Below are 22,453 nucleotides of genomic sequence, written 5' to 3'. Positions count from 1 at the left end.
CCGATTACCTGAGCGAATACCGGCTGACAAAATAGCCGGTATTTGCTCTTTTTATTTGCTGAGATAAGATATAGGCAAGAGGTGGCGTGTTCTTGCTCAATGCAATGTTTAAAGAAGACTTCCATATTTAACAAATTTACCAGGTGAAGTGCCGACCTGCTTGGTGAAGGTGCGAATAAAATTGGCGTAATCTCCAAAACCGGATTGATAACAGGCCTCTGTAATACTTAAACCTTCGATTAAATAAGATTTCGACAGCTCTATACGGCGACTAAGAATGTATGCTCGAATCGTGAGTCCGGTATGCTTTTTGAATTGTCGACTAATATAGCTGCTATTCGTGAACATCGCCTCTGCCAATTCTTCCAGCGTCAGTTGCCTCGTCAGATTACATTCAATGTAACCCATCGTATTTCGAACTAGTTCAGGCATAATATCCGTTGCAACAAAATCCGTATTTTGAAAAGTTAGATTCGTTAGAAGAAGTAGCTGTGTAATCAAAATATTCCCCAGAATATCTGCTCCATAATCACTTGATGAGAGACACTGTTCAAGCTCGCCAGCTAATTGCAGCACTTGTTGAAGCTCCTCCTCTTCAAGATGTACGATATTACCCTTACCCTTGGGACGGTAGTCGAAACATGCGGATAAGTTGGTGCTAGAAGTAGACAAGCGGTTCAGATATGACTTTTTCAGATTTATGGTAATTCTCTCATATTCGTTTTTGTCCAAGGCAAAGGAACGGTGCATCTCCTCCGGGCTAAGAACGAGCAGATCGCCACGTTGCAAATGGTAACAACGGTTCTCAATATAGAAGTTTACATTGCCACGTAGAAATAAGTAGAGTTCATATGCATTATGTCGATGATAAAACGTTCCCATATTATACGTGGTGGTGCGATGAAGGTACAACAGCTCATTCTGGATTGGATCAAACAGGTATTCTGAAGTCTCATTCATATCAGATATATGACCTCCTTGTCGTTTCGCGCAATAAATATAGCCGCTTGTGCAATGAAATTGCAGACGTGAACCTATAAAATGTAACCATCCTAGCATGAAGGATACATAATTGCAAGCGTTTCCACACGAGTGTGTACAACGCGATTGGAGGAAAAGATGGATCTGATTTTCACGGCTAGAAGTAGAGTGCAGGACAACGTAGAGTACACGGCATTGAATAAGCATGCTCTCAAGGCTGACGTAAAAGTAACAAGCGGGCACGGCAGTGCAGAAGACCCATGGCAAGCCGACATTCAGATTTACAACGAGGGCCAGAATGCTTGGGCAGGGGTTATTCATGTGGAAATGCCGTTGGACAAACAGAATCCGAGGTTTTTTTTGCCTGCATTTATGTATGGCCGCAACCGGGGCGAAGCACCCCAGAATGTCCCAAATGAGTTCCCCAGACTAAGGGAGGGCAAGCGCTCTCGTCCTTCATCACCTTGGTGGATGGTCCGAAGTGATCGTCTGTCTCATCCAGCTGCACTTATCTATGATGAAGGTCGGATTGTTGGTCTAAGCGCAAGTCCCTACTGGATCAATACAGGAAACCAGAAGCAGCAATGGTATCCAGAAATGGAAGGAAACTTTGTGCAATATGGGGGATTCACATGTTCTATTGAAAAGGGTACGGTCGGATATACGTTGGGATATGAGAATGCTCCGTTGTTATTTATCAAATCCAGACTTGTCCATGAACGAGCTGCCCTTGGAGAAAATTGCTTTGAACTTGCGGCAGGTGAATCGGTTGGGCTCACACTTGAACTATATAACTACGAGTCTGAATCAGAACTGGGCATCAATCCAGCACTGGAAACAATCTATAAGAGGTATCACGAAAAACCAAGAGAAGGAAGTGACATTCAGACAACGGTAACAGATTTGTCCAATGCCATCTATGAGTATGCCTGGCTTCCGGAGGATCGTCATTATTCTACATTTGTATATGAAGATGCTGCTGAAACCAGTGGCTACCGATACAACAAAATTATTTCAATCAGTTGGACAAATGGTATGACCATCGCTGCACCAATGCTTATGGCTGCATTGCGACTGGATAATGAGCCCATGCGACAGCAGGCATTATCCTGCATTACCAATATTATCGAGAATGCCATGAATCCCGAATCCGGACTTCCATATGACGCCTATCAGGATGGGATATGGAGTGTTAAAGGCTGGTGGTTCGACGGCATGCGTACCCCAGGACATTCCTCTTACCTTGTAGCTCAAGCGATGTTCTACATTCTGAAAAGCTACGATTATGAGAAGCGCATTCGAAATGTGAGACACGATGATTGGCTTGCTTACGTCAAACCAATACTTGATCGTCTGGAGTGCACGAAGAATACGGATGGAGAATATCCCACCATTTTGTCAGAGCGGACCGGAGCAGGTCTTGAATATGATGCTTTTAGTGGAGTCTGGTGTCTTGCTGCCAAGGCATATTACTGTTGGTTAACCCATGATGAATCTTCTCTGGAAGAGCTCAGACGCAGTGAAGCCCACTATTACAACACCTATGTGCAACACATGGAATGTTACGGCGCTCCGCTCGATGCGGACAAAGCTGTTGATTCGGAAGGCATTCTGGCGTACATCAAAGCTGTTCGGTTTCTGCACGCGTTGACCGGTGACGAGCTGTATCTGGATCACATGAGAGATGCGATCAGTTATGAATTCAGCTTCAAATTTTGTTACAACTCACCTATTAAAATTCCGCCACTCAGTACATTAGGCTGGTCCAGTTCCGGGGGAAGTGTTACTTCAGTAGCTAATCCGCATATTCACCCCATGTCAAGCAATCTAGTGGATGAGCTGTTGTATTATGTTGGACAACGGGAAGACAATTATGTTCGCAAACGTATGATGGATACCATCGGGTGGGGGTGTCAGACCTATAATCGTTATGATCAAGAATTCGGCTATGGCAAAAAAGGATGGATGTCTGAACGCTTCTGTCATTCGGAAGGACTGGTCACTGAAAAATATGCGGATGGTACACCAGCCAGCACCTGGTTTTGCCTGATGCCATGGGCCAGTGGATCGATCATCGAAGGCCTTGTTGGCGACTATTGGGATTATGCGCGACCTGTATGAATTAATTTTGCAATAACTAACAACAGTCACCATATTAGATACCGCCGATAGGGAGACATGCTACCGGCGGTTTATTTTCGTTGGAGGAAAGGGGACACACGGTATGTTAAAAGTATTACTGGTAGATGACGAGATGTATGTACGAAAGGGGCTGTATGAACTCATAAATTGGATGGATCTTAACATGGAGATTATCGGAGAGGCAGAGAACGGTGCAGAGGCATTAAATCTGATTGAATACCTGCAACCAGACGTGATTATAACAGATATCCGTATGCCAATCCTGGATGGACTGGAACTGATACGTGCCGTTGAGAAAATGCCACATCTGGAACCTGTGTTCATTATCATCAGTGGTTATCATGACTTCAAATATGCACAGCAGGCAATCAGGTACGGCGTTCATGACTATATCCTCAAGCCTATTGATGATGAAGAACTGACGGCGACGTTGCAGAAGTCGGCTAATCTCATTTGCAATAAACGAAAACATATGCTCATGGCTGAGGGACAGGCCAGCAACATCATGTTGGAGGATCTGATCAAAGGTCATGTACAGAAGCAGGATGAATATCGATATGCCGAGATGCTCGGGATCAATCATAACTCCAATCTGCTCATGACTTTAATTGAACTTCAGACCGGATTAGATGAAATTAAAATTACCATTGAACAGGTACGTGAAGCAGTACAATCTCTGGAGAGTAACTTATGCCAAATGTTCATCAGTGAGCAACAACACGGCATGTTTGCATTATTAATGTTGTGGTCTAAACCTGATCAAGGTGGCTCGGCGTTACAGGACAAGCTGCATTCTATTCATATAACACTGAGCAAAAGATTTAACGTGGACATCGGTCTTTACGCAGGAACACTCGTCAAAGAGATTGGAGATGTCCCACAATCCCTTATGGCGGCTAAAGAAGCAGCCAAGCATAAATATGCAGAAACTGGTGGTGTCGTGTGCTATACGGAGATCAAAGACAAACCACTGTTTGTTTTTAATGTATACCAGGACGAGGTGGATCACTTAATTTTGAGCCTGGAAGAGGGGAATAGGCCTGCTTACCACAAGATTGTAGAAGAGAAATTCAAATTGTTTCATATGAATCGGTTTTCTCCTCAGGCTGTATCGGGTTCTCTTTTGCGTTGTATAACGGGTATTCTCGCTGTGGTCCACGAAATGGGTGGTAATGATGAAGGGTTGCAGCAGCTGAAGGAGCTGGCACAACAAAGTCATGAAGGTTGGAATTTAGGACTATTGAAGAATGCTTTTCTCACTGCGCTGGAGGAAGCCGAGGATTATGTCTCTCAACTGCGGATGGAGCGATCCAAAGGGGATATCAGCAAGATCAAACGGTATATTGATGCAAATTATACCGAGAACATCAATCTCAAAAGCATTGCTGCGCTCTTCTATATGAATCCCGTCTATCTTGGGCGATTATTCCGCAAAAGCTACAATCAATACTTTAATGACTATCTGCTGAACCTGCGGATTCATGAGGCGAAGAAGTTACTGCGCCAGACGGATCTGAGAATGTACGAGGTTGCTGCACGCGTAGGATTTCAGAATGCGGACTATTTTGTAACCCAGTTTGAGAAACTTGTTAAGTTATCGCCTACAGAGTATCGCAATCTCCTTATGGGAAATGAGCAGCGAGGTGCACAATGCCAAGATGGAACCTGAATTACATGAAGCTTCGAGATAAGCTACTGCTCATGTATGTCTTATCTGTGTTTATTCCCATCGTTGTTACCAATGTGGTGTTCTACAATGTCACATCCGCCAATATTCGTAGTCAGAAAACTCGTGATGCCGGCATGGCCTTGAACAATCTGAAGAACGACCTGCGGGTAACCATTGATCAGGGCGTCGGTCTCTCTTATTCGTTATATACTGATCCTGTATTCAACGACACCATCTCCCGTTCATTTCAAAGTCATTTTGAGTACATTGACGCTTATAATTCCTATTTAAAAGGGCAATTCTCCGGTCAAATGAATCAGGGAATTCGCTGGTATCAAGTGTATACCGATAATTCTACCATTTTATCTTCCGGTTATATTGATCGTTTAACTGACGATGTCCGCAACTCGGACTGGTACGTTCAATTTCAGGCATACTCCGCCCCTTATCCGGCACTGATCTCATCGGATCAGATGTTAAGCCTGGTTCAAAGGCTCGACAATCTGGACACTGGGGGGAGAGAGCAGTTACTTAAAATTGACCTGAATATGGATATGATCAAGCAGTATTTCCACAACAGCGGATTTGATGGAAAAGTGTATCTTCTTGATCCGGGGGGACACATCCAATTTTCAAATGATCCTACAGCAGAAGAAGCTCAGATAGGGAAACGTTACAGCGAGATCCAGTTTCCGAACAAAATGATTCCCTTTGAACTTACGTATACAGGCATTAACTATCTGGAAGGGTGGTCCCTGCAAGGGGTGATGGATGAAGAAATTGTGTTGAAGGAGGTGCGGAAGTCCCGTTCCTTCGTCGTATGGCTGGCTTGCATTAATTTTGTCCTGCCTTCTATTATCATCGCGGCTATGTCCAGAACCATCCATGTCAGGCTGGTGCGCATTCTGAAACATATGAAAAAAGTAAAAACACAGAATTTCCAGACGATTCCGCCTGAAGATGCAAGAGATGAAATAGGTCAACTCACGATGGAATTTAATCGAATGACCGAGACGATCCATAACCTGATTCATGAGGTATATCTCGCTGACATCCAAAAGAAAGACCTGGAGTTAAAGCAGCAACAAGCACAGCTTCATGCGCTCCATAGTCAGATCAACCCGCATTTTTTGTTTAATACGCTGGAGTCGGTACGTATGCGGAGCCTCATCAAAGGCGAGAGAGAGACTGCCAAAATTGTGCATAACATGGCCAAGATGTTTCGCAAGTCAATTAGTTGGAATCAGAATGATGTGACAGTGAAGGAAGAATTGGAACTCATCGAGAGTTTTTTGCAAATTCAGAAATACCGCTTTGGAGAAAAACTTCAATATACCATTGAGGCAGATCCTGCGGTACTGATGTACCGAATCCCCAAGATGGTTATCCTTCCCTTTGTTGAAAATGCAAGTATTCATGGAATTGAGTCATCTCCGGGTGTAGGTATCATTCAACTCTTCGTTTCAATGGAAAATGACCAGCTCCATATCAGACTAACGGATAACGGTATAGGGATGTCACATGCAAAATTGGAAGAGTTGTTAAGTTACCTGGATCAAAACACCGATATGGGAGAGCATGTTGGCATGAAAAATGCGTATAGTCGCTTAAAACTTTGTTATAAAAATCACTTTACATTCGACATCCAGACATGGGAAGGAGAAGGAACACGTATTCAAATTAAGCTTCCACTTGATCCATCAGCCATGCCAGGCGACTAAATATGAGGGATATACTTTTCAAAGTAGGAGGTACACTTTCATGGGTAACTTTGAAAGCGCTATCTTGATATATTGAGAAGGCTTAAAGACACAAACAATACTTTAAGGGGGCATTTGCTACATGTTTAGAAAAAGAAACATTATAACAGGTCTGGCCATTTTACTGGCTGTAACCCTGGCAGGTTGTAATAAAGCCAGCCCGGAAGCCTCTTATCCTGACAGTAATGACAACACCCCGGTCACCTTTAAATATTTCACGTTTGGCGGTGGCAAGAAGGACATTCTGGCAAGCAGCACGACCATTGGCAAGAAGTTACAGGAACAAACAGGCGTTGACTGGAAAATGGAATATCTGGTCGGCGACGGTGCAACCAAGGCAGGTGTAATGATTGCGAGTGGGGATTACCCCGACATCATCGACTCCAGTGGTGAAATGGCCAAATTGATGGATGCAGGATCTTTTATCCCGCTGGATGAACTGATCGATCAATACGGGCCTAACATCAAGCGAGTATACGGGCCTTATATGGACAAATTCAGACAGGAGGATGGAAAGATATATTTCTTGCCATACACTGCCAACATCGGTTATGTGTCAGAGCCTAATTTTCAGACCGGCTTTTATATTCAGCGTGCTGTGTTAAAAGAGTTCAACTATCCCAAGATCAAAACGCTGGACGAATATTTTGACTTGATTGAGCAATACAAGCAAAAGCATCCGCAGATCGATGGAAAAGAAACCATCGGCTTCGCCACACTTGCGGGTGAGTCGGGCAGCTTCTTCACCCTGCTAAATCCGGCCATGCATCTGGCAGGTTATCCAAACGATGGCAGTGTGATGGTGGATATGCAGAGCCATGAAGCCAAACTGGTAGCCGGATCTGATTATCAGAAACAATGGATTCAGAAGCTGAGCGAGGTTAACGCACAGGGGATGTTTGATCCCGAATCCTTCACAATGAACCAGGATCAGTATCTCGCCAAGTTGACATCCGGTCGGGTGCTGGGATATTTCAGTTACTCCTGGCAGGTTGGAGACGCAACGAACAACCTCAAGAAGGCTGGTATTGACGAAAAACGTTACGTATCACTACCGATCGTATTTGATGACAGTGTCAAAGACCAGTATGTGGACCCGCCAGGTTTTGTGAACAACTATGGTGTCGGAATTACCGTAAATGCCAAAGATCCTGTGCGAATTATTAAGTATTTTGATAATTTGCTCAAGGAAGAAAACCAGATTCTGGTTCAATGGGGTATTGAGAACGAGACGTATAGTGTGAATGATGAGGGTCGCTTTTACTTTGAAAATGATGACCAACGCAAGGCACATGAAGATCCTGAATTAAGTCGTAAATTCGGCTTTGACTATTTTAATTACAGCTGGCCTCGTTACGGCAATAACTCCGTACTGGAGGATGGCAACGCCTATGGACCAGGCAATCAACCAGAAGTGGCTACCTATAGTTACACGGACGGTGACAAGCTGTTGTTAGAGAAATATGGTGTGGAGACATTCACAGAACTATTCAGCACACCGGATGAGCGTCCTTGGTCTCCTGCTTGGTCCATTGCATTGGAGCAGGGCTCTCCTGAACAGATTTTCATCACCAAGGCAGAAGATCTCCAGAAGAAATATTTACCCAAAATGATTATGGATTCACCTTCCACTTTCGAGAACACATGGAATGAATATATGAGTCAATTGAATCAACTCGACAAGAAAACATACGAAGCTACGATAACACAGGCAGTGAAGGATCGTGTAGCTGGAAAATGGTGAGTGTAATCCATAAGAGAAAACACGGAACGGGGGAATATTCACATGTTAAAACCAAAATTTAGAACAGCAGGTTTAGCTGTATTACTGACCGTTTTGCTGGCTGGGTGCAGTCAGAACAACTCGTCATCATCACCTTCAGCCACAGGTGATGATGAGAACAGTCCAGTCACGTTCTCGTATTACATGTTCTCTCCAGGCAAGAAGGATACTCTGGCAAGCGAAACAACAATCGGTAAAGTGTTGCAAGGACAAACAGGTGTGGACTGGAAGTTGGAATATCTCGTAGGTGATAGTGCGACAAAAGCCGGTGTCATGATTGCCAGTGGAGACTATCCTGATGTCATTAGCTCCAGTGGTGAGATGTCCAAGTTACTGGATGCCGGTGCCTATATTCCGCTGGATGATCTGATTGAGGAATACGGACCTAATATCAAAAGGGTGTATGGACCATATTTCGATAAAATGAAAAATGCTGAAGACGGAAAAATCTATGCTCTGCCTTATACGGCTAATCAGGGTGAGTATTCAGGTAGTCCAAATGTGGGCGGAGGAGCTTTCTGGATTCAACGATCTGTGCTCAAAGAGTTTGATTATCCCAAGATCACTACACTGGATGAATATTTTGATCTGATTCAGGATTACAAGGAAAAACATCCAACGGTTGATGGTGCAGAGACAATCGGATTTGTGTCACTTGCGGGTGTGGCTAATAACTTCTTCACACTGCAAAATCCAGCGATGCATCTTGCCGGTTATCCGAACGATGGCAGTGTCATGGTAGACATGACTACCCATGAGGCAAAAGTCGTCGCGGGAACAGATGCTCAGAAAAAATGGATTCAAAAGTTAAATGAAATCAATGCTCAAGGCATGCTTGATCCGGAATCCTTTACGATGAACAAAGACCAGTATTTGGCCAAGCTGACTTCGGGTCGTGTGTTAGGATACTTCAATTATGGCTGGCAGGTTGGAGACGCATCGAAAAACCTGCTCTCGGCAGGCATTGATGAGAAGCGCTATGCACCACTTCCGATTGTGTTTGATGAAGGAATTAAGGATCAGTATGTTGATCCTCCCGGCTTTGTCAACAACTATGCAACAGGTATCTCGGTGAATGCCAAAGACCCTGTTCGTATCATCAAATACTTTGATAATTTGCTGAAGGAAGAGAATCAGGTTCTGGTGCAATGGGGAATCAAGGACGAGACGTACAGTGTGGATGATAAGGGCAGATTTTATTTTGCAAATGAGGATCAACGCAAAGCCCATGATGATCTGGAGCTGAGCCGTAAATTCGGGTTCACCTACTTTGGCACAGACTGGCCGAAATATGGCGGTGAATCTACACTAACCGATGGTAACGCTTATAGCCCTGGCAACCAGCCAGAAGTAGCCGCTGCATCTTACACCGAGGGAGACAAGAAGTTCCTTGATGCCTACGGTATCCAAACCTTTAGTGAATTATTTAACAAACCGGAAGAGCGGCCATGGTTCCCCGCATGGTCCATCGCCCTTGAGCAAGGATCACCTGAACAGATCTTCACCACCAAATCGGATGATCTGCAACGTAAATACTTACCGGAAATGATCTTGGGAGCACCCTCGAATTTTGATAAGCTGTGGGATGCTTACATGGCTGAATTGAACAAATTGGACAAAGCTGGTTATGAAGCGACGATTACCAAAGTTGTGAAGGATCGTGTCGCAGGAAAATGGTAATACGAACACTTTAAAACAAACTGTACATGCAGAGGAGAAGACGAAAGAGAATAAACTCCGGTTTCTCCTCGCATGAATAACAGCAAAGGAAAGGAGCAGGTTCACCGTGGAGAAACCTAATGTCTCCCTTAACTCGATGCCGCCAGCCTCGAATCCGAAGGGAACCAGAGCACATTCGTTCTTCAAACGTCTTGTGCAACAACGAACACTTGCCTGGATGTGTATACCTTTTGTCATCTGGGCTTTTATCTTCAAGTACCTGCCGTTATGGGGATGGACCATGGCTTTTCAGAATTTCAAACCGGCGAGGTCCTTCTCGGATCAGCAGTGGGTAGGCTGGCAGCATTTTAGTACGTTGTTTGAAGACAATACCTTCTACCGGGTGCTGCGCAATACGCTTGTCATGAGTTCCATTAAACTGGTGTTGGGATTTGTGACAGCAATTACACTGGCCCTCTTGTTGAATGAACTGAAAAATGTCATATTTAAACGCTTTGTGCAAACCGTCAGTTATCTGCCTCACTTTATTTCATGGGTTGTTGCCTCCAGCATTGTGTTAACCGTACTGTCACCAGACGGAATTATCAATCTGCTGTTAATGAAGCTTCATCTAATTGACAGTCCCGTACTATGGATGGGGAAAGGTGAATACTTCTGGGGTATTCTGGGGGCAACTGAGGTCTGGAAGGATGTCGGCTGGAACACCATTATCTATCTGGCAGCGATTACGGCAATTGATCCGGCACAATATGAGGCTGCAGAGATTGATGGAGCCAGTCGCTTCAAACGGATGTTATATATCACGCTGCCTGGCTTGAAACCGGTTATTGTGATCTTGTTGATCATGAACATGGGAAGTATTCTGGAATCCGGATTCGAGCCACAATATCTGTTGGGTAACGGGATGAATATGGATTATTCGGAGAATCTGGACATCTTTGTACTGAAATATGGATTAGGGATGGGGAACTTTTCCTTGGGTACAGCAGCCGGCATATTCAAAACTGTGGTCAGCTTCATCTTCCTTTTCTCAGCGAACTATATAGCGAAAAAAATGGGAGAGAGCAGACTATTCTAAAAGGAGGCCTATGCCATGCGAAAAGGAAACACATCCCGCTTGCGGAATAGCAGCACCGGGGATCGAGCGTTTGACACCATTAACATCATCTTCATGGTATGTCTGATGATTGTGACGATTTATCCCTTTGTTAATATGATTGCCGTATCCTTCAACAATGCAAATGATGCCATTCGGGGTGGAATATATCTATGGCCTCGTGTATGGACACTGGACAACTACAAATACATTTTTGGCGAATCCGATATATATCACGCAACTCTGATCTCGGCACTGCGTACGGTCATTGGAACCGTGGTGTCCGTTTTCTGTACAGCCATGCTAGCATATACGGTTAGTCGTCAGGAATTTGTGCTTCGCAAGTTTGTTACGATGTTTTTTGTATTCACCATGTACTTCAGCGGGGGGTTGATCCCCGGTTATCTGCTGATTCGAGACCTTGGATTGATCGGTTCCTTCTGGGTATATATCATTCCGGGTGTAATCGGTGTCTTCAATATGATTGTCATCCGTTCATTTATTGAAGGTCTTCCTGAAGGTATTCTGGAGTCAGCCCGTATTGACGGGGCAGGGGAGTTCACGACATTTATCCGCGTTGTCCTGCCACTAACGATTCCCGCAATGGCAACCGTATCACTCTTTGTAGCTGTGGGACAATGGAATTCCTGGTTCGATGTATTCCTGTACAACTCTTCCAATAAAGAATTAAGCACGTTGCAATATGAGTTGATGAAGATTCTGCAAACTTCGACGACCTCAGCGACTTCATCAGCAAGTGATGCTTATCAGTCTGCCGAGAGCAATGCAACGGCGGTCACACCAACCTCGATTCGAGCGACCATGACCATTATTGCAAGTGTTCCTATTCTGATGGTGTATCCGTTCTTACAGAAATACTTTGTACAGGGCATGACAATTGGTGGAGTGAAGGGGTAGTCATGGCCAGCTTATCATTTCATTGAATTATGTCAACGCAACAAACGATACCTTATTAGCGTCTATTCATCCATAGGATAACAACAGGAGTGAAACAAATGCATGTAAAATGGATGACGATGATTGGTGCTGTTCTCGGCTCTATACTTATAGGGGTGGGATCGGCAGCTGCGGAAGAAACGTTTGTTGATTTAAAGCATTCAAAGTGGGCAGAGGATGGCATCACGTATATGGCGAAACGGGGAACAGTGGCTGGATACGGCCATGGGATTTTCAAGCCTGAGGCACTTGTGACACGGGCACAAGCCGTCACTTTTATGGTGCGGGAGCTTTATCCAGATCAGCTTCAGAGCGCAGTGGGAGGCACAACCTATTCGGATGTTCCAACTACACACCCTTTCCATCGAGAAATCATGATAGCTGCTAAAAATGGACTTGCGAGTGGTTTCCCTAACGGAACCTTCCGTCCGGACGCACCGCTTAGCCGCGCAGAGACTGCGGCCTTCCTTACAAGGGCATATTCACTCGAACAAGGTAAGAATCCCGCAAAATGGACCGATACAGACAAACATTGGGCGGCAGCACCCATTCTTATTATGAGTTCAAACGGCTTGGTCGGTGGTTATTCGGATGCCACTTTCCGTCCAAATCAAGCTGTCACGCGCGCTGAATATGCCGTATTTATGGCGAGAGTGATTCGCTTCGAACGTGAAGCGGCCATTCGGACACAAGATTGGGACAAACTGATATCCTATATGACGGTAAGTGAGCAAGTTGGTCAGATGCTTATGCCCGACATTAGGCAATGGAATGGTAAAGCGACAACGACCGTTAATGAGGGGCTGAAACGCACTATCCATGATCAGGACTTGGGTGGACTCATTCTATTTGACAAAAATATTGCAGACGTGAGGCAGCTTACAACGTTCACACATGATATACAAAGAGAAGCAGGTGACATACCGCTATTTCTTAGCATTGACCAAGAAGGTGGTGTGATTAAGCGAATACCAGGCGGTACGAACCTGCCAGGTCAGATGGCACTGGGTGCAACTGGAGATGCAGCGCTTGCCGAAGCGGCTGGTCAGCTGACGGGGGAGGAGCTGAAGGCACTGGGATTGCAGATCAATTTTGCGCCAGTGCTGGACATCAACAGCAATCCAGATAACCCCATCATCGGTATAAGGTCGTTTGGCTCGGATACGGATTTGGTGACACGGCTTGGTTTGGCAACGATACAGGGCTTGCAGCAATCCGGGGTCATGGCGGCAGTGAAGCATTTTCCTGGGCACGGAGATACCAAGGTAGATTCCCATCTGGGTATGCCGGTACTAACTCATAATCGCGAGCGGCTGGATGCTGTAGAATTAAAGCCATTTCAGGCTGCAATCAAAAATGGTGTAGAAATGATTATGACCGCGCATATTGCTTTTCCTGCCATTGATAACGAACATGTCACTTCGCTCAAAGACGGTGAACGTGTGCCGGTTCCTGCCACCTTATCGAAAAAAGTTCTGACAGGACTTCTTCGCGGAGAGCTGGGATATGAAGGTCTCATCATTTCCGATGCTTTCACCATGAATGCCATTGCGGAGCATTTTGGGGAAAATCAATCGGTAGAACGCGCCGTTTCCGCAGGTGTTGATATCATCCTAATGCCAAAAGATTCAGCAGCGGCCCATCAAACGCTGGTGAATGCGGTGAACAATGGAACGATCAAGGATGAAACCATACACGCATCTGTGAAACGAATCTTGGAGATGAAAGCGAAATATGGTTTGTTTGAACGCAGCCAGACTCTTGCGCAAAAGCTTACTCAGCTTAACGGTATTATTGGATCGAAGGAGCATCGAGCGGTGGAACAGAAAATCGCAGAGCGAGCGGTCACCATACTCAGTAGCCGCGAAGGTGTGCTTCCGGATCAGATTCAGCAAGGCGATCGGGTTGTTATTGTCACAGCCGAGCAGGATCAGGCGAAACAGCTTGAAAAACAACTGTTGCAAGCCGCTAATAACCTGTCGTTAAAGACTGAAATTGCACTTGTTGGACAAGACAAAATGAATGAAACGCTCCAGGCAATTGGCAAAGCCAATTATGTCATTCTTGCTTCTTACCAATTCCGGAATGTAGCCAGCCAGTTCGGATGGAGCGAGTATCAATCCTTGATCAATGCGATGAACCAGAGTAATCAGCGATATACGCTGTTGTCATTGGGTAACCCTTATGAGATGATCTATCTTCAGAACGTGCGTTCAGGGCTTGCAGTGTATGGAAAGCAGGAGCCAAACACGTCTGCCGGGATCAAAGTTTTGCTTGGTCAACTGAAAGCTGGAGGACAGTTGCCCGTACAAACGGATTAAGTCATTCTTAAATGAAGACAAAAAAGACGGATTCCAACATACGGAATCCGTCTTTTTATTTTTAACTAACCATTGGTTTCACCGATCCATCTACCATCCCTCACTCGGGGAGTTCTTCGCTACAAACAAAATGGAGCAGCATCTTCACAAATTGCTCCGTCATTCGCATATCCAATGAATGATCATGAGAAGCACGAATAGTTACCATGCGCTGGAGCATGGCCATCATCGTTGTGAAGATAAACTGAGCCAGATCAAGCGGAGGGGATGGATTCTTAATACTGCCGTCAACAACGCCTTGGGATAAAGCGCCCATCAGGAAATGATTTTCTTTCCCATTCTGGTTGAATAGATCGTATGTTTCTCTTAATTCAGGACTAAAATCATACATCTCATAGTTGATATCAAATAATTGAATAAACCGGATGTAGTCTGGATGATCCTGGGCATAAACAACCCATGCATTCAACATCACCGTGAGTTGTTCTCGCCCGTTCATGTCCTTCATCGATGCACGGCTAACCTCATCCGTTAAATGTTCAATCAGTTGCATCTGAATGGCCAGAAGAAGCTCATCCATAGACTGAAAATGTTTATAAAATGTCACTCTACTAAGTTCAGCTTTCGTGCATACATCCTTAATCTTTACTTGGAGCAATCCATATTTCAAAAAAAGCTCCTTACCTGCTGCAATCAAATCATCACGATGTTTATTTCCCAATTGTTGATGCCAGTTTTCATTCACTTATATACCGTTGTCCTTTCTTCGAACGAAATGCGTTCAAGGTAAGTCCGAGAGAAGCGAGTAGCATAATTGCACCAAAAATATACGGGAAGTTTATGTTTTTGTCAAACAATAGTCCTGCGATCAACGGGCCAATCACCGTTCCGAGACTGGAAAATGTCGTATTCAGACCCGATGCATAACCTTGTCGATCTCCAGCATTTTTGGATATTAACGTGCTGACCGAAGGTCGCAAAAATGAATTAAAGGCAAAGAATAACGCAGAAGCGAATAACAGAAAGACAAGGTTGACCTTAATTAACATTAACAACAAAGCTATGGGTGTGATTATTAAGGAGAGACGGATCAACTTAACTTCACCGATTCGCTGTACGAACCAATCCAAAAGCCAGATTTGTACAATAATACCGATAATCGCACCCAGAGTAATAATGATGGAGATCGTTGCAGCGTTGAATCCGTATTTTTGTTCTGCAAAAAGCGCGAATACGGTCTCATAACTCATGAGGCCAAAGGTCATAACGAGCAATACAATCAAGTATTTGAAATAGGGTACTTTAAATGAACTCCAGATTTTCTTGCCCAAGTGATCTCCGTTTTGAAGACGGATGGAGACCGTTCTTTTCTCGGGGGGAAGTGTCTCAGGCAATAGCAGCGTCATTAGGGCAGCAATCATTCCCAGACCCGCTGCGAAGAAATAGGGCATGCGAATGTCCATCTCGGCGATGATACCGCCCAGACCAGGTCCCAGAACCATCCCCAAGTTCATAGCTGCGCCGAAATAGCCCATGCCTTTTGCACGTGTCTCTGGTGTTGTAATATCAGCGACATATGCGAGGTTGGCAGGAACCATTAAACCAAGACTGATTCCACCGATAAACCGTGCGACATAGAGGAACGGCAATGACGTTGACAGCGCAAATATGATATCTGAAACAACAGACAGAAACATACCAGCCATGATCAACCTTTTGCGTCCAAATCGATCAGACAGTTGTCCCCCGAGAGGTGAAAAGAAGAATTGAGCAGCACCGAAGGCTGCAACTAAAAATCCTGCTACTGTGCCTCCCGCATGAAAAAGCTTCAAATACTCCGGCAATATGGGGATGAGCATCCCTTGCCCCAATAAAGCGATAAACAGATTTAACATCAGAATGAACAGTGGAAAGCGAACTGATTTTGGTAATGTACTCATGTACGTCATTAACCCCTTCATTTACAACTTGTTAACCTTTACATTGTGTAAACCATTTTAAATGATTTGAAGGAAATATGTAAATCTTTTTTTGTCACCAGATTGTCCATGACATTCAGCGGATGTTGAATGGCCGTACAGAGAAGTCTTCTATATCATATTAAAAAAACAGCATGAGAAAGAGAGGAATCAGAATGAGTGCTAGAACAGTAGTTTCATTGGAAGAATCATGGTTGTTTCAGGCAGATACCGAGAATCAGGGCATGGAACTACAATGGTATGAACAAGGTCCACCCTCGGGCGAAATGGTTAAGATTCCCCACACGTGGAACGTGCAAAACGGGTTGGAGGAGTTCCGTGGAACGGGATGGTACAGTCATGATTTTTACGCTCCTTTGGAATGGAAAGGGAAATTACTGCGTTTACAGTTTGATGCAGTTTATCGAGATGCAGTGGTTTGGGTAAACGGAAAACGTGCAGGAGAACATACTCAATCAGGTTACACTCCATTTATTATAGAGATCTCCGACACAGTCACCTTTGATGCAATCAACCGAATTGTGGTATCCGTGAATAATGAAAATAGCCAGACGGCTCTTCCCATGGGCAATAGCTTTGATTGGGCAGACGACGGAGGAATCATTCGTGGTGTATCGTTAGTGGTTAGCGGTCGAACCGCAATAGACTATTCCAAACTTCAAGCTGTCCCTTACTTCACGGACGTTACGGATGGAACTCGCGCTCCATACGGCATGTTATCTGGTGAGATTCGTTTGTGGGAGCGCGTACAAGAGTCTGAGTGTAGATCTGTCCAATTGAAGGTGATGATTGCGTCTGAAGGAGACTTGTTGACTTCGAATGAATGGGAACTGTCCGGCGATAAAAAGGTCCTAAGCTTTAGGGACATCAAGGTGGAGCACCTTAAGTTGTGGCATTTTGATCATCCCCATCTATACAATGTAACCATTGCTTTATACTCGGATGGTGTCCTTACAGATGAGGTATGCACAGCAGTAGGATTTAGAGAGATTCGCACAGAAGGTAATACATTGTTACTTAACCGTGAGCCGGTTCGTCTCATGGGGGTAGAATGGATGCCAGGATCGAACCCTATGAGTGGCATGGCGGAATCGGTAGCGCAGTTGGAAGAGATGCTTCATCATATAAAACACGCGAATTGTGTAATTACCCGTTTTCACTGGCAGCAGGACAGCAAGTTGCTTGAATGGTGTGACCGTAACGGCTTACTGGTGCAAGAGGAGATTCCACATTGGCAGACACCACAAGATCCGAATAATGAGTGGTTGAATATTTCAATGAAGCATGCCCAAGAAATGGTTCATCGTCACTATAATCATCCTTGTATCTATGCATGGGGGATCGGCAACGAGGTGAACGGACAATCCACTGTTACGGTTCGGTATTTTGAGGAACTCCAATCTCTGGTGCACGGACTGGATGACACGAGATTCATTAACTATGTGTCTAACACAGTGCATGAGAATCCCGCCCAAGATGCCACGGGTGTAGGTGACATGGTCATGTGGAACGATTATATCGGGACATGGCACGGGGAGTTGGACAGGCCGGAGGTTATCCAAAATATGACTAGGGGTTTACCAAATAAACCTCTCGTGGTAGCTGAATATGGACTATGTGAGCCTGCTTTTGAGGGCGGGGATGAACGTCGTACACAAATCTTGGTGGAAAACACAAGGGAATACCGGAAGCATCCTGCCATTGCAGCGCTCATATACTTCAGCCTAAACGATTATCGAACGCAAATGGGGGAAGAAGGCGAGGGAAGGCTCCGCCAACGGGTTCATGGTTCCATGAGTTTAGATGGCACGCCAAAGCCTTCTTACGAAGCTTTACGCCAATTAGCTTCACCAATTAACCTTAATGTGGAGTTGGAAAAGGAGAAGGCCCAAGTCGTAGTTATCGTGGAGAACCGGAATGACATTCCATGTTATCGGATATCTGGGTATATACTTAAACTGGTTGATCAACTCGGTGATTGTATTACTGAACACATCCCGGATTTATCACCTGGGGAGAAGCATGTATTTTACTTTACCGACATTCCTGAGAATCGATGGAACAAACTTGTTTTAGATATCATCAGACCCACCGGATTTTCGGTGAGTAGCGATTCGCTGATGTCATACACGTAAATAACTGGAGGTGGGAACACGTGAAATTAGAGGAATTGTTTACGGTGCATGTGAACATCGAAGAATCATTTGATTTGCAGAATAGCGAAGATGATTCGGTTGTTATGATTACTTTTACAGGCAGCGTAACCGGAAAGTACTTTGAGGGAATGGTGCTAGGTGGAGGAGTGGATACCCAGATCATCGGGAAGAATGGTGACCCGCATACGCTATCGGCAAGATACATGCTCCAAGGGACCGACAACACAGGTCATTCCTGCAAAATTTATATCGAAAATAACGGAAATATTGATAAAACGCTGAAAACTGCTTTATTTCGCACTTCTCCCAAAATGATTACGGATAGCAAGGCTTTATCTTTTTTGAACAGTGAAACGTTGATTGGAGAAGGTCATCCGACGGAGTCAGGGATAGATATAAAAATATACAGGGCGCCATGATAATGCGAGACATGTGATAACTATTTTATTCATGTTTCTTGGAGCAAGATAGCCTGTTATGCTGATTGAGAGTCGCTAAATAAGCGGCTCTTTTTGTCGTATGAGATTTTACGTCAATATTTATATGTATTCTTTTACAATTAATTAACATAGGATGGATACTGCGCAGACACTTCTCACCTATAGTATGATGAGCGAAAATAAACCAATATCAGGCGGAATAAGGAGAAAACTATTCATTATGATGATCAAAAAAATCGGGATTTCAGTAGCATCACTCGCCATCTTAACGTCTGTAAGTGTGTTTGACGTATATGGCGCAGGCTCCAAACGCATGATCGAAGTGTCCGAACAATCAGCTAATGTGGTTGTGAACGGACAAAGGGTGGAAGGGGAATCATTTCTCTACAATGGGGTCACTTATGTACCTGCAAGAGCGATTGGTGAAGCCTTGGGGCAAGAGGTAGACTGGGATAACAACACCCAATCGGTGTTTGTTGGACAAAAAATGAACGATCAGCAGGGATACCGGGGTACCAAAACACCATATCCTTTTAAGGAAACAAGTTATACAAAAGCTCCTATTGGATATGAACCCATATTTATCAACTACATAGGGAGACATGGTTCCAGGCATCTATCCAGTTCCAAGTACGACAAGACGTTATTTGAACTGCTAGACATCGCTGAAAAGGACGGGCAGATCACTAATCTGGGCAAAGAGCTGAAGAAGGAAATTGGCAATCTGATGAAGGTTGAAAAAGATCATTATGGCTTGTTATCCACTACGGGTGGAGAAGAACTGAAAGGAATAGGGGCCAGAGTTGGGCAGAATTTCAAAGAACTTTTTACATCGGATAAAAAAGTGATAGCACAAGCAACCTTCAAAGATCGAACGCCGCAGAGCAGAGATCAGTTTATTGACGGATTAGAGGAAAGCTTGGGAGATAACAAGGTGGAAATTCTGGCTTCAGCCTTTGAAGAAGGGAAAGATCCCTATCTACGGCCCTACGACCTAGCGACAAAGTATAATGAGTACGTTGAAGATGGAGAATGGGTTAAGTTATACGAGGATTATGTCACTCAGAGCACTGGAACGCGTTATGCAAAAGAGGTCCTTTTGCAATTTTTCTCTAAAGACTTTTATCAGAGATTGAATTCTGGAGAGTTTGAATTGAAGGATGAGAAAGGAAAAGTGAAGCTCAGCAACCCAACCGAGGCTGCTTCTAATTTATACGAACTGTACATCATTTCTTCGAATATAAAAGGAGAAGGTGACTTCGAATTCGGGCGGTATTTCACGGATAATCAGTTGAAATGGTACGAGAGTATTGACAATATCAATGATTTCTATGAAAAAGGTCCATCTTTAACGTCAACGGATCTGCCGCAGAATATCATTGCACCTCTGGTCAAAGAGTTGATCGTGTCTACCGACCAGTCCATTCAGCAGAAAGACACGGCTAGTATATTTCGTTTTGCTCACGCAGAAACCATCATTCCACTATCTTCATTCCTGGATATCGCTGGAGCTAATGTGAGTATCGACCAACCGCAGGACGTGACCCAAAACTGGAATGGCTCAGTCATCTCACCGATGGGGGCAAACATCCAATGGATCTTGTACTCCAATGGCAAGGATGTTCTCGTAAAGATGCTTAGAAATGAGGAAGAAATCGCGTTTCCTATTGAAACAAAGACCTATCCGTACTATAAATGGGATGATGTGAAGACATATTACCAAAACAAACTGCAGAAGGTAGGCGTGGAACTGGACAGCAGCTTGGAAGATAATATTGAGCTTTTACAGAAGAAGTTCTAGTCGGGGAAACGATATACGACTATAACAAGATAAAGACGAAGACGAAAAAGATGAAGAAAGCGACTCCCTCCATGGAGCTGCTTTCTTTTTTTGCATGTTAACTAAAAATGGAACAATAAAAAAATCCAAAACAAAATGTGACCAAATGCCGTCCTTAGGAGTGTTAGAGGTATAAAGGAGGGCATAACAACCATGCAGCGATCAGTGCCCCAGCTGGGCGATCATGTGATGAAAGTCTACGAGACATACGCGGATACGCTGTTCCGGATTGCCATGGTGCACCTCGGCAGACGGGAAGATGCGGAGGAAGCCACTCAGGATACCTTCATCAAACTAATAGAAAAAGCCCCTACATTCAACGATGCAGAGCATCAAAAAGCATGGTTGATCCGGGTCATCACCAATCATTGCAAATCCTTATTAGGCAGAGGCTGGCGCAAACGGGAGGTCAAGCTGGAGGGTGTCGATGCCCTTACAACGGACAACCCGGAAGATCACGCGCTGATCGAACTCGTGCTGTCACTGCCCCTCAAGTATAGATCGGTGGTCCATCTGTATTATTACGAAGATTATGCAATTCGGGAAATCAGCGAGATTCTGGAGATTAGCGAGTCAGCGGTGAAGATGAGATTAAAACGAGGAAGAGAGCTGTTAAAGCTGGAGCTGGAAGGAGAGGAACTGCAATGAACGAAGAACAATTCAAACAAAACTACAAGAAAGCGGTGGATCATATGAGAACAAACGAGCAAATGAAAAAACGGGTAGAGCAAGCTTTGAACAGGCAACATCAGGGACCAAAACGTCAAAGTAAACCATTATACATCGCAGCAAGTGTTGTTATCGCTGCCAGCATTGGCTTGGCTGCACCGAGTGTGTGGCAACAATTCAATGGACCAGGCGCACCAACTCCTCAGGTGGCAGAGGTGACTCCGGGCGCGTCATTTGATCCGGTCGTGATTCCGAAGATGGAGCTGCCTGATTCACAGGGGAAAGGCGCGATGGCGGATATGATGCAACTGGTTGTATATGGAGGGAACATCTATACACAGTCTGCAACATTGCTTGAAGGTGCAAATGCACTCAACCTGCGTGGCGAGAAGCTTGGCACAACAACTGGCGGCATCCATGAGCTGAGTGGTCAGGATAAATACACAGAGCTTGCTTCCAACATTGGCGAAGCAGACATCTATGCGGTGAATGGCTACGATAAGGACTTCCGCATCATGTCTTACACCGAAATCGATGGTCAGGTGTATGCTCAACTATTCGACAAGAACAACGGGATCACCATTGGTACGGGTGCCGACCTGATCGGCAAGTTTCATCTCGAAGGCAACATTACTTCGGCACAATGGGAGACGTTTGATAGCTGGAACAATGGAAAGCAGCAGTTTCAGCCGTTAGCAGCGGATGAATCACTGGAAAGCTTCATCTCTGCGTTATCTGCTGCCAAACCAATTGCAACGAGTCCGGAATTGGAAGAGAATCTCTACGGCAAAGAAGATCGCAAAATCATCTATCTCACGCTGGAAGACAAAACGCAGGTTCCACTGGTTCTGTTCGGTGAAGGTCTGGTGCGTTACGGTAATGTTCCTGCATTTCTCGAAGTTGAAAAAGGCGCGTTTCAATCTTTCTGGAACAGCTTGCGGGAGTAAGGCGAAGGAAGCGATAAGGATGCATGAAGAAGA

General features: G+C 44.7%; 16 protein-coding genes. 13 read left to right on the top strand and 3 right to left on the bottom strand.

Annotation, left to right across the window (positions count from 1 at the left end; all coding sequences use genetic code 11):
• Positions 1–108 precede the first annotated feature (108 nt).
• Entirely contained in the window at positions 109–960 is an 852-nt protein-coding gene (locus tag IFU39_RS05525) for an AraC family transcriptional regulator (protein ID WP_105598735.1), read from the bottom strand.
• A 147-nt stretch (positions 961–1,107) separates the two neighbouring features.
• Here IFU39_RS05525 and IFU39_RS05520 point away from each other — a divergent pair, with 147 nt between their 5' ends.
• The 8 genes from IFU39_RS05520 to IFU39_RS05485 all read left to right on the top strand — a co-directional run bounded on the left by IFU39_RS05520 (position 1,108) and on the right by IFU39_RS05485 (position 14,389).
• Complete coding sequence (locus IFU39_RS05520; protein ID WP_244660875.1) at positions 1,108–3,102, top strand: hypothetical protein; 1,995 nt, start codon at positions 1,108–1,110, stop codon at positions 3,100–3,102.
• Positions 3,103–3,205: 103 nt separating this feature from the next.
• The gene (locus tag IFU39_RS05515; protein WP_192131609.1) at positions 3,206–4,792 is read left to right on the top strand and encodes a response regulator; all 1,587 of its coding nucleotides are present in this window, start codon (positions 3,206–3,208) and stop codon (positions 4,790–4,792) included.
• Positions 4,774–6,513, top strand: a complete 1,740-nt coding sequence (locus tag IFU39_RS05510) for a sensor histidine kinase (RefSeq protein WP_192131607.1) — start codon at positions 4,774–4,776, stop codon at positions 6,511–6,513. The genes IFU39_RS05515 and IFU39_RS05510 overlap by 19 nt, the downstream gene beginning before the upstream one ends.
• Before the next feature lie 121 nt (positions 6,514–6,634).
• Positions 6,635–8,296 (top strand): ABC transporter substrate-binding protein, encoded by a 1,662-nt coding sequence (locus tag IFU39_RS05505; RefSeq protein ID WP_192131605.1) that lies wholly within the window; start codon positions 6,635–6,637, stop codon positions 8,294–8,296.
• A 42-nt stretch (positions 8,297–8,338) separates the two neighbouring features.
• Entirely contained in the window at positions 8,339–10,015 is a 1,677-nt protein-coding gene (locus IFU39_RS05500) for an ABC transporter substrate-binding protein (RefSeq protein WP_192131603.1), read from the top strand.
• A gap of 136 nt (positions 10,016–10,151) precedes the next feature.
• Complete coding sequence (locus IFU39_RS05495) at positions 10,152–11,093, top strand: ABC transporter permease (RefSeq protein WP_197997708.1); 942 nt, start codon at positions 10,152–10,154, stop codon at positions 11,091–11,093.
• 15 nt (positions 11,094–11,108) lie between these two features.
• Positions 11,109–12,029, top strand: a complete 921-nt coding sequence (locus tag IFU39_RS05490) for a carbohydrate ABC transporter permease (protein WP_192131601.1) — start codon at positions 11,109–11,111, stop codon at positions 12,027–12,029.
• Positions 12,030–12,127: 98 nt separating this feature from the next.
• Positions 12,128–14,389, top strand: a complete 2,262-nt coding sequence (locus IFU39_RS05485; RefSeq protein WP_192131599.1) for a glycoside hydrolase family 3 N-terminal domain-containing protein — start codon at positions 12,128–12,130, stop codon at positions 14,387–14,389.
• 100 nt (positions 14,390–14,489) lie between these two features.
• Here the strand turns inward: IFU39_RS05485 and IFU39_RS05480 are convergent, their stop codons facing one another.
• Together IFU39_RS05480 and IFU39_RS05475 are read right to left on the bottom strand one after the other, a co-directional pair.
• Positions 14,490–15,110: a TetR/AcrR family transcriptional regulator gene (locus tag IFU39_RS05480; RefSeq protein ID WP_197997664.1), complete on the bottom strand. Its 621-nt coding sequence runs from the start codon at positions 15,108–15,110 to the stop codon at positions 14,490–14,492.
• Between the two features lie 16 nt (positions 15,111–15,126).
• A complete protein-coding gene (locus tag IFU39_RS05475) occupies positions 15,127–16,329 on the bottom strand; it encodes an MFS transporter (RefSeq protein ID WP_192131595.1) in 1,203 nt (400 codons plus the stop codon).
• Between the two features lie 194 nt (positions 16,330–16,523).
• Between IFU39_RS05475 and IFU39_RS05470 the strand changes: the two genes are divergently transcribed.
• From IFU39_RS05470 to IFU39_RS05450, 5 genes are all read left to right on the top strand, one after another.
• Positions 16,524–18,503, top strand: coding sequence for a glycoside hydrolase family 2 protein (locus IFU39_RS05470; protein ID WP_192131593.1), 1,980 nt, complete (start codon positions 16,524–16,526; stop codon positions 18,501–18,503).
• Between the two features lie 20 nt (positions 18,504–18,523).
• Complete coding sequence (locus IFU39_RS05465) at positions 18,524–18,943, top strand: DUF3237 family protein (RefSeq protein ID WP_192131591.1); 420 nt, start codon at positions 18,524–18,526, stop codon at positions 18,941–18,943.
• Between the two features lie 241 nt (positions 18,944–19,184).
• Positions 19,185–20,765, top strand: coding sequence for a histidine-type phosphatase (locus tag IFU39_RS05460; protein WP_192131589.1), 1,581 nt, complete (start codon positions 19,185–19,187; stop codon positions 20,763–20,765).
• A 192-nt stretch (positions 20,766–20,957) separates the two neighbouring features.
• Entirely contained in the window at positions 20,958–21,452 is a 495-nt protein-coding gene (locus IFU39_RS05455; protein ID WP_192131587.1) for an RNA polymerase sigma factor, read from the top strand.
• A complete protein-coding gene (locus tag IFU39_RS05450; protein WP_192131585.1) occupies positions 21,449–22,420 on the top strand; it encodes a hypothetical protein in 972 nt (323 codons plus the stop codon). Before IFU39_RS05455 ends, IFU39_RS05450 begins: the two co-directional genes overlap by 4 nt.
• The last annotated feature ends 33 nt before the right edge of the window (positions 22,421–22,453 follow it).

This window comes from Paenibacillus sp. CFBP 13594, assembly GCF_014842675.1.
GTDB lineage: Bacteria > Bacillota > Bacilli > Paenibacillales > Paenibacillaceae > Paenibacillus > Paenibacillus amylolyticus_B.
This window is presented reverse-complemented; position numbering and strand designations above follow the sequence as displayed.